The organism is Nitrosopumilus sp. K4, assembly GCF_018128925.1.
In the GTDB taxonomy this organism is placed as follows: Archaea; Thermoproteota; Nitrososphaeria; order Nitrososphaerales; family Nitrosopumilaceae; genus HKST03.
The window spans coordinates 1,170,729-1,186,470 of sequence record NZ_CP067007.1 but is presented as its reverse complement, the minus strand read 5'-3'; the positions used below and the strand labels follow the sequence as shown (position 1 = coordinate 1,186,470).

Sequence of the window (15,742 nt, the reverse complement as noted above, 5' to 3'; positions counted from 1 at the left end):
TTATTGGATTATTCTGAAGGGCTTTCGCTCTTGGCCTCAGTTGCCGGTTCTTGTGTGGTCTCAACCTTTGCTTCTTCTGTTGTATTTGTTTCTGCTTCCTCTGTAACTGCTTTAGGTTCTTCTTGTTTTGTTTTCTCTAAAATTTCAGGTAATTTTGATTCTGGTGCAAAATGAATGTTGTCTTCTTCTGTTAGTGTAACAACATATGATGGAATGTCTACTTTTCTATCTCCGATCATAACATGTCCATGAATAATTGCTTGTCTTGCTTGGTATGGTGTTTTGAAGCCTAGCTTCTTTGTAACTATTGATTGTAATCTGCGTGAAAGCAAATCATCAACTTGTAAATTCAAAACATCATCTAACGTTGAACCGCCACTTACCAATCCTATTCTTTCTAGTGACTTCATCAATATTGGTTCTTTTTCTTCTCTTTCGTCTTGTCTTAATGCAAGTAATGATCTTGCTTGATGTCTGACTCGTGACAGTTCAGTATGTGCTTTCCACAATTCTCTTTTAGTTCTTAATCCAAATGTTCCTAGAATTTTCAATTCATCCATCTTTAATTCATAATTTAGAGGTCTCTTTGGTTTTCTCCAAGCTCTTCGTGGATATTTAGGATCTCCCATCTAATTCACCTACTCTTTCTTCTCCGCTGGAGATTCTTTCTTTTCTGCTGGTGCTGCCTCAGCTGTTGCGCCAGCTGCTACTGGTGCAGCTACTGCTGCTGGTGCCGCAGTTTTTGCTGGAGCTACTTTTCCTCCTTTAGCAACTCCTACTGCTCCACCTTTTCTACCTGTAGTCCTGGTTCTTTGTCCTCTGACTTTAAGGCCGTTTAGATGGCGATAACCTCTCCAACTGGCAGTGATTCTTTCACGTTCAATATCATTTCTTAAAGTAAAATCAATATCAGATGTCAGCAGATGAATGTCTTTTCCTGTTTCTACATCTTTTCTTCTGTTGAGGAACCATGTTGGAAATCTTCCAGATGATGGATCTGTAATTAACTTCTCAATTGATTGTACATCTGATTCTGTCAAAAACCCAATGTTTGAATTTGTATTAATTTTCAAAGTATCTAATATTGCAGTGGCAAAATTGTATCCTATTCCTTTAATCTGGGTCAGGCCTACGAGAACCTTTTTAGCTCCAGGAATATCATTTCCTACAATCCTTACAATGTGTCTGTATTCTTGAGTGCTCAAGTATTCAAAAATTCTAGGTTACCCCGATAAAAACCATGCTAGGCGTCATCTGGCTGAATTTCTGGGTTAAAATATGAAAACACTCCTAGTTAGATCTAAAATATAGTTTATCTGAAATCTGAATCCTCAGTCCAATCCTTTCCTTGAACATTCCATTGGTTACATTGGCAGCATTTCTTTACTCCTCTCTGAGAATCAATATCTATACAATAGCAGTGGACTCCTTTGCCAGATGGGTCATTACCACACAATTTTTGCATATGTCACATATGTGGGTTTTTTTTACTAATTATCTTATTGATCTGAAAAATACTGAAAAAGTTTTTTATTATAACGTGATAAATTTGTTAAAATGACAGATGAATTTGATCGTGAAAAAGTAGTAGATTGTATGTTTGATCCTGTTACATCTGCAATTTTGGCAGGATTGGAGGATGGTGGAAAATCATGCTCTTATCTGGCAGAACAGGCATTTGTTTCTGAAAGTGAAGTTGTAGAACGATTATCTTATTTGATTGAACATGATTTTGTTAATCAATCTTCTGATGGTGGAAACCCTTTTTTCACTGCAAATTCTGAAAAACTAACTAAAATTGTAGAAGATAACGAAAACTTTGATGCAACAATTGAAGGACTAGAAAAAATGGATAGTTATCTTAACTAGATCACTTTTTTCGATTCTTAATTGCATAAATCCCAACACCTGCCATTCCAATTAATCCGATAACTAGAATGTAAAGTGAAATAAATCCAATTGATTTTGCACCTGCATCTGGTTCTGGCCCTATTACTCCGAAAATTTTTGTTGATTCTTGATCAGTGCTTTTGATAACTAGTTGGTACTTTCCAGATGAAAAAATATCAAAACTTCCTTCAAATACCTCCTCGTTTATTGATTGAGAATCTATCTTAATTCCTAATGGATCGTACACCTCTGCTGAAAACACTCCTTCTTTAAAACTGAGAATCTGTACGGCGTAAATCCCATTGTCATTTTGCTCTTGGTCTAATTCTATTTCTATTATCAACTCTTGTCCAAAGCTTACTTCACCTTCTTCTTTTGCAAGATCCTGGAAAATTACTTGATTACCATAAAATGATAAAACAATACCGATTGCTACCATTACTCCTACTATTACCATTAAAATGCTGGATTTTTGCATATTTTTTAAAAAAATGATCTTTAGTTTAAACCTAATTTTCTTAATTTTGTCTGTGTATAAAGTTAGATTTGGTTAAAAAAGTTAGCCTAGGCTAAATTTTAAATAAAGAACCGGTTGATTCTGAACTATGATTACTAGTAGGACACTTGTAATGGGAATTTCCTTGTTTGCTATATTGGGATTATCTGTGATGATCTTATTACCTGTCTTTTCAAATGCCCAATTAGAAGAAAAAACATTTGTTACTCATTCAGGTCAGGTTATTCAAACTTCTGGTGAGATATTAGATCCAGTTTATTCTGTTTCAACAGTAGATTTTGATCCTGATGCGTTTTTGCGAAATTTTGAATATGGACGAGTATCAGAATCTGAAAGCGGTCAAACTATCAGAGAATATACGATAATTGCTGAAGATGATAAAATTCAAGAAATATCTCCCGGTGTGTTTTATAATGTTTGGACTTTTAATGGAACTGTTCCTGGTCCTACCATTCGTGCAACAGAAGGTGATCTGGTAAGAATCCATTTTGTTAATAATGGATCCAAATCACATACAATGCATTTTCACGGAATTCATCAGGCCGAAATGGATGGTGTGTTTGAGATTGTTGGAGGTAACGGTGGACAATTTACTTATGAGTTTGTTGCTGGTCCAGCAGGTGTGCATCCATATCATTGCCATGTGATGCCATTAGAAGAACATATTGTTCATGGATTGTATGGTGTTTTTATTGTTGATCCTAAAGAAGGGCGAGCACCAGCTGATGAGATGGTGATGGTTCTAAATGGTTTTGATACGGATTTTGATACAGAAAATAATTTTTATGCTGCAAACACTATTCCGTTCTATTATCAGCATCATCCAATTCAAATCAACACTGGCGAATTGATTAGAATCTATGTAGTGAATATGGTTGAGTTTGATCCGATAAACAATTTTCACCTACATGGAAATCTATACCAATACTATCCAACTGGCACTGATTTGGTGCCATCAACCTATACTGATATGATAACATTGTCTCAAACTGAGCGTGGAATCATGGAATTTCAATATGACTATCCAGGAAAATATCTCTTTCATGCCCACAAGGTAGAATTTTCTGAAAAAGGCTGGGTGGGATTGTTTATGGTAAAAGACTCTGTAAAATCACAGGGAGAACAATATGGAAACTAACAATACGACCTCAAGAGGCCGAGTTATTGCAAGTGGTGTGATTCCATTTGTTTTTGTAGTCTTGATGATTGCCTATATTTTTGGACCTGGTGCAGACTTGTTAGATCTTGGTATTCCTTTACCTGAAATAAATATGGAAAAAGTTGATTTTCAAAAATCTGAGATCCATGTAACTGTAAGAAACACTGGTCCCATTCCAGTACAAATTACTATGGCCGATGTCAATGACAGAATTCAACCTGCAGCAATAGAACCTGATGGATTTTTGGAACGATATGAAACTGCACTGGTGAGAATCCCTTTTGAATGGAATGAGGCAGAACCATATATTATTGGATTGACAATTGATGACGGTACAAGATTTGAAAAAGAGATAGAGGCAGCAGCTCCTGCATTAAAACCTGATTTAGAGTTTGTAGGATTTTTTGCAATTATTGGAACATATGTAGGGATTGTGCCTGTGATGATTGGTTTGCTTTGGTTGCCCTTTATCAAAAAAATCAGCAAAAACAAATATCATTTCTTTCTCGCATTGACGGCTGGCCTCTTGTTGTTTTTAGCAATAGATTCTGTTGAAGAAGCATTTGATATTACAGCAGAAAATTTAGGTGGTAGTTTTAACGGCGTTTTGCTTATTGCAACAACAACTGTGCTTTCTTTTTTGGGACTTTACTATGCTTCTGAAAAACTAACAAGTAAAGCTGATTCTCTAAAAATTTCCAAGCCTGTTGCAATTGGATTAATGATTGCAATTGGAATTGGATTGCATAATTTTGGTGAGGGTCTTGCAATAGGTGCTGCAGTCGGTTTGGGTTCCATTGCATTTAGCACATTTTTGATAGTTGGATTTGCATTGCACAATACTACTGAAGGATTAGCCATAGCAGCTCCGATGTCACGCGGTAAATTACAGGTAGGAAAACTAATTCTGTTGGGGTTGATTGCAGGTTCTCCTGCCATTTTTGGAGGCTGGATGGGAGGTTTTAGTTACTCTCCTTTATCTGCGGTCATTTTTCTGTCAATTGGCGCCGGGGCAATTTTTCAGGTCATTGTAGTTATTCTCAAATGGATACGTGAGGAAGGAGACGGGACTCTATCAAGTTCTGCAGCAGTCTCTGGATTTGCACTTGGAATGCTAATTATGTATTTGACAAGTATTTTGATCTAGTCATATGGGTTCGGGATGAATTGTAATTACTGCATTTTTTATTTCTGCTCTGATGATATGTTCTATCTTTGATGTTATGTCATGAACCTTCTCAATGGACAAGTCTCTATCAAAAGAACAATCAATATCGATTTTAAGAATATTCTCAAAATTTAACGAAACTATTCTCCCTATTTTTTTAATTTCTGGATATTTTTCTAGAATTCTACGAATCCTTGTTTCAGTTTCCTTGTCTTCTACGTTGAAATTTTTTGGTATAGTCAAAAATGGTTCTAAATGAATTGTAACATGTTCAACTTTGGGTATGCTTTTTTGAATGCTTTCTTCTACTGTCTCAGAAATTTTATGTGCTGAATACAGATTGATTTCTCTGTCTACCATTACATGCAAATTTGCAAATGTCTTTCCTTTTGACTTATGTGTGCTAACATTATGAACCCCTTTTACACCTGGTATGTTTTTTGCAATGTCGTGAATTTTTGCATCTAATGGTACATTTTTCCAATCTGGTTCAAAATGAATGGTTATTGATGCATTTGAAATTTTCTCTTTGATATTGGCTTCTACTTTGTCACTAATTTCATGAGCGTTTTCAAAACTTGCATCTCCTCTTAATGAAATTGTAATGTCTGCAAAAATCGTATCTCCTGATCTTCGCATTAGAATTGCATCTGCATCAATTACTCCTTCTGTACTTGTCACGATATCTCTAACCTTTTTGACAAGGTCTGGAGAAATTATGTCAGTAAGATCTTGTGCTGTCTTGTAAACGAGTTTTATGCTTAGAATTGCTAGGACAACTCCTAAAATTAATGCTGCAATAAAGTCACCACTGTAAAACCCGTACATTGCAAATACTATTCCTCCTATTGCCACTCCTGTAGACCCTAAATCCATGAAAGCATGGTAGAAATCTGCCTTGAGTGTACTTCCTCCGATTCTCTTAATTGATCTTCGCAGTAAAGCGATCCTAAAAATGTCAATCCCTATAGTGTATAATCCTCCAATTATCGCAAACATTCCAGGTAGTATGCTTGGCGGTGGACTTTGCAATCTCTGGATGGATTCGTAAATGAAAAATATTGCAATAAGAAAAATTGCTATTCCTCCAATTAACCCTCCGAGTGACTCTACTTTGCCATGTCCATAGGTATGTTCTTCATCTGGAGGTTTTATCGCCATTCTGGCAGCTAAAAGTAAAACTAATGTTACAACACTATCTAACAGTGCATGTATGCTGTCTGTGATTAGTCCTAAACTATTAGAGGTTATTCCAAACACAAATTCTACTATAAACGCAGAGAATATAGCTACAAGTGAAATCTGTAAAACCCGAGTTCTTTGAACAAACATTGCTCCTATGGGTTGTTTTAACATGTATTACAACTATTCTAAAGAGGAATCATACGACAAGATTATTTGTGATAATGCATGATTTTTATTGATTTGAAAATATTTCATGCTTTTTTGTTATTTTCACTATTTTCTTTAATTCCTGTCACCCATGCTGACGCAGCAAGCAATCCAAACCTCTTTGTTTCTGCTGAAAACCCGCAATTCAACAATCGCTTTTCTGGCTCTATGGTAGTTGAAGTTGTAATACGAGATTCAAATCTACAAGATACCGATGAGGGCAAAGGAGAACCTGATGTAACAATCAATGGAAAAACTCTCAGGATGGTTCAGGCAACTGATGGAAACTGGTATGCGTATTTTGCAAATGTCGACAAAGCCAAGATTGCTGATTCTACTGTGGGACTACCTGGCAAAGGTCTGGATTTTGGCGTTTTCTGTAGCAGAAACACTGCAACATCTGTTTTTGGAATATCTCTATCGGAAACTGATGGATTTTCCATTCCTCGTGATTCTGGAATTTCGGGATTCACAAATGGAAATACTGGATTTTCTCAATGTACTGGAAGTCTCTCAAGTGGAGCTAATCTAAACAATGTTGTCCGAAATGCAAAATCCATCAACACCAATCCAAACATTCCATCAGGACAAATTGGACTTGATTCTGATGCTTGGCCGTTAATCCAATTATTCTCCTTTGATGATGTTACAGTTCAATACAATCGTGGTGGAGGTATACAAAGTGTAGACTTGGAATATGATGAAAGTGACAATATCTCAATAAAAATTGATAGAGAACGATATCCTGAAAACTCTGAAGTGTTTCTTACTTTAACTGATTTTCAACTAAATCAAGATCCTACAGATGAGGATTCTTGGACATTTAACATCGATTCAAACTCTGCAACATTTTATCAAGCATTTGACAGCAACGGTGCAAATTCTGCAAATGGTGGAGCAGGCTTGGTAAACCTAAACTCCTTTTTGTCTAGTTTGGGATTTGAAGATAATGGAAAATTATTTCTGGATTTAGGTTCTATAATGAAATTAGATGTTAATTCTGAACAGCCAACAAATTCTATTACAAATGGTGTGAACTCTTTTTCACAAATAATTACACTCGTTGAAGATGGACCAAATTCCGGAATATTTGATTCTGCAGATGACAACGATGATTCAATTCTACAAATATTGGATAATGCCCCAAGAGGCCAAACAGGTAGAATAGAGTATGATAGAAAGTCTTTGTCTGTTCTAACCGGATTTTCTACTGCGTCAGTTTCAATAGGTGAACCACAATTGACAATTGTTTCTAGTACCCAACAGTTGAATCCTGGAACTAAATACAAATTGTCTCTGATTGATCCTGATCAAAACATCAATTCTGGCGCTAGGGATCATCTTGATGTTTTCCGTGATTCTGCGCTTCTTCCGAGCCTACAAATTGGAAATCCAATAACCTTACAAAATGCATTTGACTTCCAATTTTTTTCTCTTTCAGCAGATCCCTTGACCACAGGCGATGATGCAAATTCCTCATTACCTGATACCAATTCAGACATTTTGCATATTGACACTTCAAATGTTGCCAATGGTTCTTTTGAGAAAATATCCTTTAATCTTGGGCTTTCTGCCTCGGAATTAAACTCTGTTTTGATTGATCAATCCACTTCAGGAATTGATGGGACAAATTGGCTTAATTATGATTTTAGATCATTTGAGAAAGACTTTGGTCTGACTGATTTTTCAAATACTAGTATTCAACTCTCTTTTGGCTCATTAGGTTCGTCTCCTGTAACTCTTGTTGACGCTGGAGATTTGTCTTCGTCCCAAGGATTTTTTCAATTAGATGATGACGACATTCAGTCGATCTCAAGTAAAAGTGGAACTGTTTTTGTTGTCATTGATTTTGGTTCATCAGGAATTATTTCAAATGAGCCAAATAACCAACCGGTAGTTTTTGATTTCTTTTCTTTTGGAATAGAAGATGATGGTACAACTATCAATAATGCTATCTATAGATTTGAACTAGAAGAAACAAGTGACAACTCTTCAGAATTTACTGGTACAATTGAGTATGCAGTAACAAACCAATTAAACATTTTAGATTCTGATTTCATCCAAACAATTCGTCCAATTGATGATCAAGTAAAATTCATTGTAACTGATAGATTGATTGATGATGAAGGAATTTCAGTTTCATACTCTGATCTTGATCAAGTTGGCATTACAACTATAACATCAACAAAATCTGATATATTCACAAATTCTGGAACTGTATATGCAAGCTCATCTTCATTTAGATTTGGTCAACCAGTTACTCTGACCCTAAATGATCCTGATCTTAATTTGAAAAATGATGTAGTTGATATCTACTTTGTAATTGATGATCCGAACTCTCCATATGTTGATACTGTTGGAAAAGATGGAACTGTTCTACTTGAAGTGCTAATCAAAGACATACGATACAAAAGATGTACTGTAGATGGAGTAGAACATGGAGGTTTGGCCGATACTGGTTTTACCCTGGTTGAAACTTCTCCAAATTCTGGAGTTTTTACAGGCGTTTTCAAAATGCCATCTAAAATTTGTGACAAATCTGGAACAAAATTAATCTCAACTGCTGGAGGCAGTCTTGATGCAAAATATCATGACTCTCGTGACAGCTCTGGAAATTCTAACATCTTTAGCTTACTACGTAGCAAATCTACGACTTCTTTTTCATCAAATCCTGTTCTGAGTAGTACTAGTGTTCAAAAGCCTATCTCAGGAAATATTGAAGAGATCTTCTTGTCTGGAAGTTTGACAAATCATAAGAGAGGCGTTCCACTAACTATCACGCTTACAGGACCTGATGGAATAATTCAGGACTTTGCTGCAACACTTTCAAGCGGTGGGGGATACAGAACCGTTTTTTCAATAAATGAAAATTCGTTAACTGGAACTTACAAGATAATACTTTCTCATAGTGGTGTGAATGTTGGAACTGTTTCATTTGTTGTACATGACCCTCATATTCCAGATTGGGTAAAGAATAATGCAAGATGGTGGTCTTCTTCTACTGTGTCTGATAGTGAATTTGCTGAAAGTCTTGAACACTTGATTGATGAAGGAATAATTTCAATATCTCCTACTGAAAGAAACTCATCAACAGAAAGATCTATTCCAGATTGGGTAAAGAATAATGCAAGATGGTGGTCAGACAACAAAATCTCTGATAGTGATTTTATAAAATCAATTCAATACTTAGTCAAAAAAGGTATAATTCGAGTATAATCAGGTCAATTTTTCTTTCATTGAATACATAAATACTCTCAAACCAGATTCAAAATGAAAATGAGGCTCACGGGTTTTCTGGCATTATCTTTGTTAGCGATTTCTATATTCTCTTATGGATTTAGTGGAATGGCGTTTGCAGATTCTCATAACATTCCTCCAATTTCTGCTAAAACTGAACTTCCAAGCTATGAAAATGGTGATAGGGTCAAACTTACTGGAAGTATAAGAGATTATGATCCAGATTCTGGTACTGCATTAACATTTGTTATTAAATCACCCGACAACAACTTGGTTGCTGTTGGTCAATTAACTCCAAAATCTGACGGTACGTTTTCTAATTCGTTTGTAGCCGGTGGACCACTTTGGAAAATTAATGGTGATTATATCATTGAATTACATTATGGGCCTCAAGATGGTGAGGCAAAAATTGTTTATACTGGTGGAGAGTTTCAGGCACCTCCTCCTCAACCAGAACCAACCCCAAAACCAACACCTGAACCAAAACCAACACCTGAACCAGAACCAGAACCAGAACCAACACCTGAACCAGAACCAGAACCAGAACCAGAACCAGTTTGTGGCCCAGGAACCGAGTTAGTAAATGGAATGTGTCAAGTAATCAAGACTGAAGAACCAGAAGAAAAAGGTGGTGGGTGTTTGATTGCAACTGCAGCATTCGGTTCTGAATTGGCACCACAAATACAATTCCTAAGAGAAGTTAGGGATAACACGGTAATGAGTACTGCATCTGGTGCAGCATTCATGAGTGGATTCAACCAATTGTACTATTCATTTTCACCGACAATTGCTGATATGGAAAGAGAAAATCCAATGTTCCAAGAAGCAGTTAGAGCTTTCATCACTCCTATGATTTCAACCCTTTCAATAATGACTTTGGCAGATGATGGTTCTGAAGTTGAAGTACTTGGATTAGGATTATCTGTAATTGCATTGAACTTGGGAATGTATATTGCAGCACCTGCACTTATTGGATTCAAAGTACACAGACACTTTAAGACAAGAAACTAATCCTTTACATTCAAAACATTTAATGCCAAACAATCTTTTTTGATGTTTAATTGGTTTGCACGCCAACAACCTAGAAGGGATCATCAATTGATGTTCTCTCTAGAAAGTTGATTAGGTGTTTGCATGTTTGTTGAAAATCTCTTATTTGCAATAATTTCTTCTTTGTACTTGCTGACTTTTGAAATTGGAGAAATTGCTTTCTTTATTGTTGCTATGATTCTTGCTGTTGCAGTAATTGTCAAAGTCATAAAAAACAAAAAGTCAAAATCCAATAATCCGTGATAATTTTTGGTATTTTTTCACAAAAACCACTCTAACTTATTATACTGAAACAAATCACTATTTCTCATGCAAGTTGAATATGAGGAATTTGACACCATCGAAGACATCTTTCTATATATGGCCTCAGCTGCGCCTCCAATGAAAAATACTATGCCTATAAACTCCTACAAAGGATATGTCATGGCATTTATTCCCTTGAGTCCATCTACTGGCGATACATATCTGATGATTTATGCAAAAGGAACTCTTGAACCAGGAATTTATGAATTTGATGTGACCTCAAAATCATACAAAAAAGTTGAAGGAATTGAACGAGCAGATAAAAACTACTTTATTTCTTTGACTCCAAAAAGAAACACAATAGCTGACAAGGCTATTGAACATCTATAATTTCTTTGTTTGAATTTTTGGTGCAGACACTGATCTGCTTCTGGCATACTTGTCTATGATCTCATCGGGCGTTCTGCCGTTGAAAAGATCTTTGCATAATCCACGCAAGTATCTCATTATTGCCCAAGTACCTGCTTTCAAAATTCCATACATGAAAACTTTCATTGGTGGACCATATGTTTTGTTTCTCAGGATGATTGGGATGATATCGTTGATTACCCTGAGATTATTCTCCCAGCATTTCCAAAAGAGGGTAAACTGTGCCTCATTGAGATTTCCAAAATGCATTGAGTTTTTCTCACTAAAGTCTTGATACAATAATGGTGCAACTAAACCTCTAAAATTCATCTGTCTAAAGTCACTCATCATATCAATCGTATATTGAACATCATCTGGTGTTTCATCTGGCCAACCTATGATGATAGTTGCTGCAGGGAACCAATGATTTTCATTTAGAATTTTTGCACCTTCTCTTACAACACTGCCCCATTCTTCTGGTGCAAATGGTCTTGTCTTTACACCCAAATGTTTTTTGACCATCTTTGGTGCTACAGTTTCAATTCCTAAATTAGTTGCAAGCCATCTTCCAGTTTCATCTTGTTTGTTAATTTTTGAAATTTGTTGCATTAACACTGGATCAGCTGCTACTGCTGAAAATGTCATATGTGTTGTTCCAATAAAATTAGCTCCTAATCCTTTAAGGCTCTTCCAAAGGTCTGTAATTGCATCTCTGTTTGGTATGAAATCTCTGTTATCGCATCCGTAAAGTAGCATCTCATCTGAGTGCAACCAAACAGAATCGAATCCATAATCTAAGTTAATTTTTGCTTCTCTTTGAAGCCTGTCTACTGGTAAATCTTTCTTTGATCTTTTGTTGACATCGCAAAAGTCACATCCTCTACCACATCCTCTCATGGCCTCAATTAGTGAATTAATTGTAGGTCCTTCAATCTCTGGGATGTTTTGTATGTTTTTTACAAAACAATGCATTAATTCAGGGGCATCTCCTTTTTCTAAATCGTTAAACAAATCTAAAGCTAATTCATCTGCTTCGCCTACAACAACTGTGTCAATTCCATGAATCTTCATTCTGTCTGATTTTGCAAGCTCCCATGCCCCGTTGCCACCAACTACTACATGAAAATCATATTTTTTCTTTAACTGAATTATACTTGCACACATTTTTTTAAATTTCATAGCAACATAGGATAATTTTTCTGGTGACATTGTAGTTGTAACTGGGGCCATTCCTAGAGGATCCATAACATTAATTCCAACCACTTTGGTATCTGGACCAATTGATTTTTCTAACATTTCTGGATTTGCTACAAATACTTCATCTCGGTTGTATCCTTGTAATAGTGCACTTTCTACTCTTCTTAATCCAACTTGGGCTACTTTGACTTCTCCTGTAATTGGGTCTGTTTCTACTGCAGGACAAAACACTTTATCAAATACCCATTCTGGAAGAACCTCGTATGGCCCACAGGCAATAAATCCATAAAGAAAATTTCCTCTGTAATTTGTCATTAAACTACGATCTGCAGTCAATACAATACGTTTGCCCGACAATATTACCCATCTTCGTTTTACTATGGTATATATGATTTACGAGCACGAGTTGATTATTTTTCTTGTTATTGTAGCCACATTATGGTTTAGTTTTGTTAGATGCTCTATTTGCAATGTTTGCTGCCATTGCTCCAGCTCCTATACCGTTGTCTATGTTGACAACTGATAATCCCAATGCACAACTTTGTAGCATTGATGCAAGAGCACCAATTCCTTTTTCTCCATACCCATATCCTACTGATGCAGGTACGCCCACCACTGGGATATCTACTAAAGACGCAACCAAAGTAGGAAGAGCTGCTTCCATTCCTGCAACTACAACGATGCAGTCTACTTCTTCTTCTATCATTTTTTTCAAAATTGGAAAGACTCTTTGAATTCCTGCTACTCCTACATCAAAACTTGTAATGCATTTGCAATTCATTGCCTCGCACATTAAGCGAGCTTCCTCTGCCACGCCTATATCTGAGGTTCCTGCCGTAATTATTCCCACTTTACCGCCTTTGAATTTAATGGGTTTTTTGAACAACAACACCGTTGATGTCTTTTTTCCTGTCTTTAACTTGAATTTTGATTTTTTTACAAATGATACTACTTTTTGATAATCTTTTTTGTTAATCCTGGATATGACAACTGAATTTGTTTTGTCTATTGTTTTCTTTATGATCTTTTTTATTTCGTCTAATTCCTTATTTTCTGCAAAAATTACCTCTGGTATTCCTCTTCTGTTTTTTCTGTTAATGTCGATTTTTGCAATATCTCCAATCTCTTCAATTGAATAAAGTGATAATAGTTTTTTTGCATTTTTAGCTGTTATCTTTCCTGATTCTAGGGATTCAAGAATTTCATTAATTTCCATTAGATTGTAATCTGCTTAATGAATAAAAAAAGGCTTAGATTTCAATGCCTGATATTGCAGTCTTTACACTTTGAACTGCTGTATCAAACACTTTTTTCTCTTCATCGTTTAGATCCAGCTCTATGATTTTTTCAACACCGTTCTTTCCAATTACTGCTGGAACTCCTATTGTTACATCTGAATAGCCATACTCCCCGTCAAGATAAGTTGCAACTGGGATGACTTGCTTTCTGTCCCTTACTACTGATTCAATTATTGCAGATATTGCATTTCCTGGTGCATGAACTGTTGCACCTTTCAATTCAATAACTTTGGCTGCTACCTGCTTTGTATTTACTACAAGTTCGTCTAGTTTTTCTTTAGGCAAAAATGATGATAATGGAATTCCTGATACTGATGAAAATCTTGGTAATGGAAGCATATTTTCTCCATGCTCTCCAATCACAAGTGCTCTGATTGAATCACGAGAATGCCCTGTTGCTTCATGAATAAATTGTCTGAATCTTGATAAATCAAGCATTCCTCCCATTCCAAAAACCCTGCTTCTATCAAAACCTGATACTTTGTAGGTAATGTAGGCCATTGGGTCTAGAGGGTTTGTTACTGGTATAATCATGGAATCGTTTGCATATTTTTTGATATTTTCAACCACGCTTTTTACAATTGTTGCATTAATTTTCAAAAGGTCCATTCTTGTCATTCCTGGTTTTCTTCCAGATCCTGCAACAACAACAACAACGTCTGAGCCCTTCATATCTGCATAATCATTTGAGCCTTTTACTTCGACATCTATTCCTTGCTCTGATAACATGTGGTTGATATCCATTGCTTCTCCTTGTGGAAGCCCTTCTACAACATCTAATAGCAAAATTTGATCATCTAATCTCTTTAATGCAGAAAATAATGCTGCATCTCCGCCTACTTTTCCTGAGCCTATAATAGTAATCATGCTAATCGCTCTTAATTTTCAATAATTAAATCTAATGAAATTCATTTAATTTTAGACAGAATTTATATGCATTTTTGCTGATTTTCAGACTATGGTTATTGTCATAGATCCACAAATAGCTGGAATTTCTGGAGACATGATTCTCTCATCTTTGGTGGATATTGGCGCTGATAAAACAAAGATCATTAATGGAATAATGTCTTCTGAGAAATTTTTACCAAATTCAACTATATCTGAAATTGATTTTAAAAAAACTGAAAAACATGGAGTTCATTCCACCCAACTGGTTTTAAAAATTAATGAAAATGTACATGAAAGAAAGGGCGTTGAAATCAAAAAAGCAATATCTGACTCTGTAAATGATTTGGGCCTATCTGAACCTGCAAAAAAATTTGCAATATCTTGTATTGATACTCTGATAAATTCTGAATCTAAAATTCATGGCGTTTCAGCCGAATCAGTTCACTTTCATGAAGCCTCAAGTATGGATACTTTGATTGATATTGTTGGAACTGCAATTGCATCAGATGATTTAGGATTTTTTGATGAGACCATTGTATGTTTGCCTGTTTGCGTTGGTAGTGGTAGTGTTACGTTTTCTCATGGAACAATGTCAAATCCCGCTGGAGCTGTTCTTGAAATCTTAAAAAACTCTGGCTTGTTGATTCAGGGCGGGCAAGTAAAAGATGAACTCACAACCCCTACTGGTGCTTGCATATTGGCAAATCTCTCAAAAACCTGTATAGAGTATTATCCTCTCATGGAAATTCAATCAATTGGATATGGTGCAGGAACAAAGGATTTTGATTCCTTTTCAAACGTTTTAAAAATTGTTAGAGGGACTCAAAAAAACTCCACTGAAATGGACACAGTAAAAATTTTAGAAACTAATGTTGATGATGTTTCTGGAGAAATTTTAGGAAATCTGATTGAGACAATTATGAAAAAAGGAGCTAAAGACGTATCAATATATCATGGAATTACTAAAAAAGGAAGGCCAACTAACTTGGTATCTGTAATTTGTGATGATAATACGATGCATGATATTGTTGATACTTTAATTTCTGAAACTGGGACTCTGGGAATCCGTGTTTCTACTTCAAAACGATTTATCTTGCCTAGGGAGATAAACGAAACCCATGTTTCTCTTGAAGGTCAGTCCTTTTTGATAAAATACAAAACTGCATCATTTAAGGGAAAATCTGATTTTAAGATTGAATTTGAAGATTTGAAACATGTTTCCGAAAAATTAAACATGTCAATAAAGCAAGTAGAATCACTAATTAGAAAAGAAATTGAAAAGATTGAGGAATAAA

The 15,742-nt window shown here is 35.7% G+C and carries 15 protein-coding genes; 7 read left to right on the top strand and 8 right to left on the bottom strand.

Features of this window, described 5'->3' with window-relative positions; genetic code table 11:
• Positions 1–8: 8 nt before the first annotated feature.
• Positions 9–629: a 30S ribosomal protein S4 gene (locus tag NsoK4_RS07150; RefSeq protein WP_211686539.1), complete on the bottom strand. Its 621-nt coding sequence runs from the start codon at positions 627–629 to the stop codon at positions 9–11.
• Positions 630–638: 9 nt separating this feature from the next.
• Entirely contained in the window at positions 639–1,205 is a 567-nt protein-coding gene (locus NsoK4_RS07145; protein ID WP_211686537.1) for a 30S ribosomal protein S13, read from the bottom strand.
• Positions 1,206–1,557: 352 nt separating this feature from the next.
• Here NsoK4_RS07145 and NsoK4_RS07140 point away from each other — a divergent pair, with 352 nt between their 5' ends.
• Entirely contained in the window at positions 1,558–1,869 is a 312-nt protein-coding gene (locus NsoK4_RS07140) for a hypothetical protein (RefSeq protein ID WP_211686534.1), read from the top strand.
• A gap of 1 nt (position 1,870) precedes the next feature.
• On the opposite strand, the gene NsoK4_RS07135 is transcribed toward NsoK4_RS07140, so the two are convergent.
• Entirely contained in the window at positions 1,871–2,347 is a 477-nt protein-coding gene (locus NsoK4_RS07135; protein ID WP_249111036.1) for a hypothetical protein, read from the bottom strand.
• Between the two features lie 172 nt (positions 2,348–2,519).
• On the opposite strand from NsoK4_RS07135, the gene NsoK4_RS07130 reads away from it, so the two are divergent.
• Both NsoK4_RS07130 and NsoK4_RS07125 read left to right on the top strand, forming a co-directional pair.
• Positions 2,520–3,545, top strand: coding sequence for a multicopper oxidase domain-containing protein (locus NsoK4_RS07130; RefSeq protein ID WP_371816029.1), 1,026 nt, complete (start codon positions 2,520–2,522; stop codon positions 3,543–3,545).
• Complete coding sequence (locus NsoK4_RS07125; RefSeq protein ID WP_211686528.1) at positions 3,535–4,713, top strand: ZIP family metal transporter; 1,179 nt, start codon at positions 3,535–3,537, stop codon at positions 4,711–4,713. Before NsoK4_RS07130 ends, NsoK4_RS07125 begins: the two co-directional genes overlap by 11 nt.
• Here the strand turns inward: NsoK4_RS07125 and NsoK4_RS07120 are convergent, their stop codons facing one another.
• The gene (locus NsoK4_RS07120; protein ID WP_211688999.1) at positions 4,714–6,066 is read right to left on the bottom strand and encodes a cation-efflux pump; all 1,353 of its coding nucleotides are present in this window, start codon (positions 6,064–6,066) and stop codon (positions 4,714–4,716) included.
• Between the two features lie 78 nt (positions 6,067–6,144).
• Here NsoK4_RS07120 and NsoK4_RS07115 point away from each other — a divergent pair, with 78 nt between their 5' ends.
• Together NsoK4_RS07115 and NsoK4_RS07110 are read left to right on the top strand one after the other, a co-directional pair.
• The gene (locus NsoK4_RS07115; RefSeq protein ID WP_211686526.1) at positions 6,145–9,342 is read left to right on the top strand and encodes a peptidase; all 3,198 of its coding nucleotides are present in this window, start codon (positions 6,145–6,147) and stop codon (positions 9,340–9,342) included.
• A 54-nt stretch (positions 9,343–9,396) separates the two neighbouring features.
• Positions 9,397–10,374, top strand: coding sequence for a CFI-box-CTERM domain-containing protein (locus NsoK4_RS07110; RefSeq protein WP_211686524.1), 978 nt, complete (start codon positions 9,397–9,399; stop codon positions 10,372–10,374).
• 83 nt (positions 10,375–10,457) lie between these two features.
• Here the strand turns inward: NsoK4_RS07110 and NsoK4_RS07105 are convergent, their stop codons facing one another.
• Positions 10,458–10,622, bottom strand: a complete 165-nt coding sequence (locus tag NsoK4_RS07105; RefSeq protein WP_211686522.1) for a hypothetical protein — start codon at positions 10,620–10,622, stop codon at positions 10,458–10,460.
• Between the two features lie 100 nt (positions 10,623–10,722).
• Between NsoK4_RS07105 and NsoK4_RS07100 the strand changes: the two genes are divergently transcribed.
• Positions 10,723–11,046: a hypothetical protein gene (locus NsoK4_RS07100; RefSeq protein ID WP_211686520.1), complete on the top strand. Its 324-nt coding sequence runs from the start codon at positions 10,723–10,725 to the stop codon at positions 11,044–11,046.
• Here NsoK4_RS07100 and NsoK4_RS07095 read toward each other — a convergent pair.
• The 3 genes from NsoK4_RS07095 to NsoK4_RS07085 form a co-directional block, all read right to left on the bottom strand.
• Positions 11,041–12,618, bottom strand: coding sequence for a radical SAM protein (locus tag NsoK4_RS07095; RefSeq protein WP_211686518.1), 1,578 nt, complete (start codon positions 12,616–12,618; stop codon positions 11,041–11,043). The two genes, NsoK4_RS07100 and NsoK4_RS07095, sit on opposite strands and share 6 nt — an antisense overlap.
• A gap of 79 nt (positions 12,619–12,697) precedes the next feature.
• Complete coding sequence (gene larB, locus NsoK4_RS07090; RefSeq protein WP_211686516.1) at positions 12,698–13,477, bottom strand: nickel pincer cofactor biosynthesis protein LarB; 780 nt, start codon at positions 13,475–13,477, stop codon at positions 12,698–12,700.
• Positions 13,478–13,511: 34 nt separating this feature from the next.
• Positions 13,512–14,426 carry a malate dehydrogenase gene (locus NsoK4_RS07085; protein ID WP_211686514.1) on the bottom strand — a complete coding sequence of 305 codons (915 nt, stop codon included), beginning with the start codon at positions 14,424–14,426 and terminating at the stop codon, positions 13,512–13,514.
• 91 nt (positions 14,427–14,517) lie between these two features.
• Here NsoK4_RS07085 and larC point away from each other — a divergent pair, with 91 nt between their 5' ends.
• On the top strand, positions 14,518–15,741 hold the full coding sequence (larC, locus tag NsoK4_RS07080) for a nickel pincer cofactor biosynthesis protein LarC (protein ID WP_211686512.1): 1,224 nt from the start codon (positions 14,518–14,520) through the stop codon (positions 15,739–15,741).
• The last annotated feature ends 1 nt before the right edge of the window (position 15,742 follow it).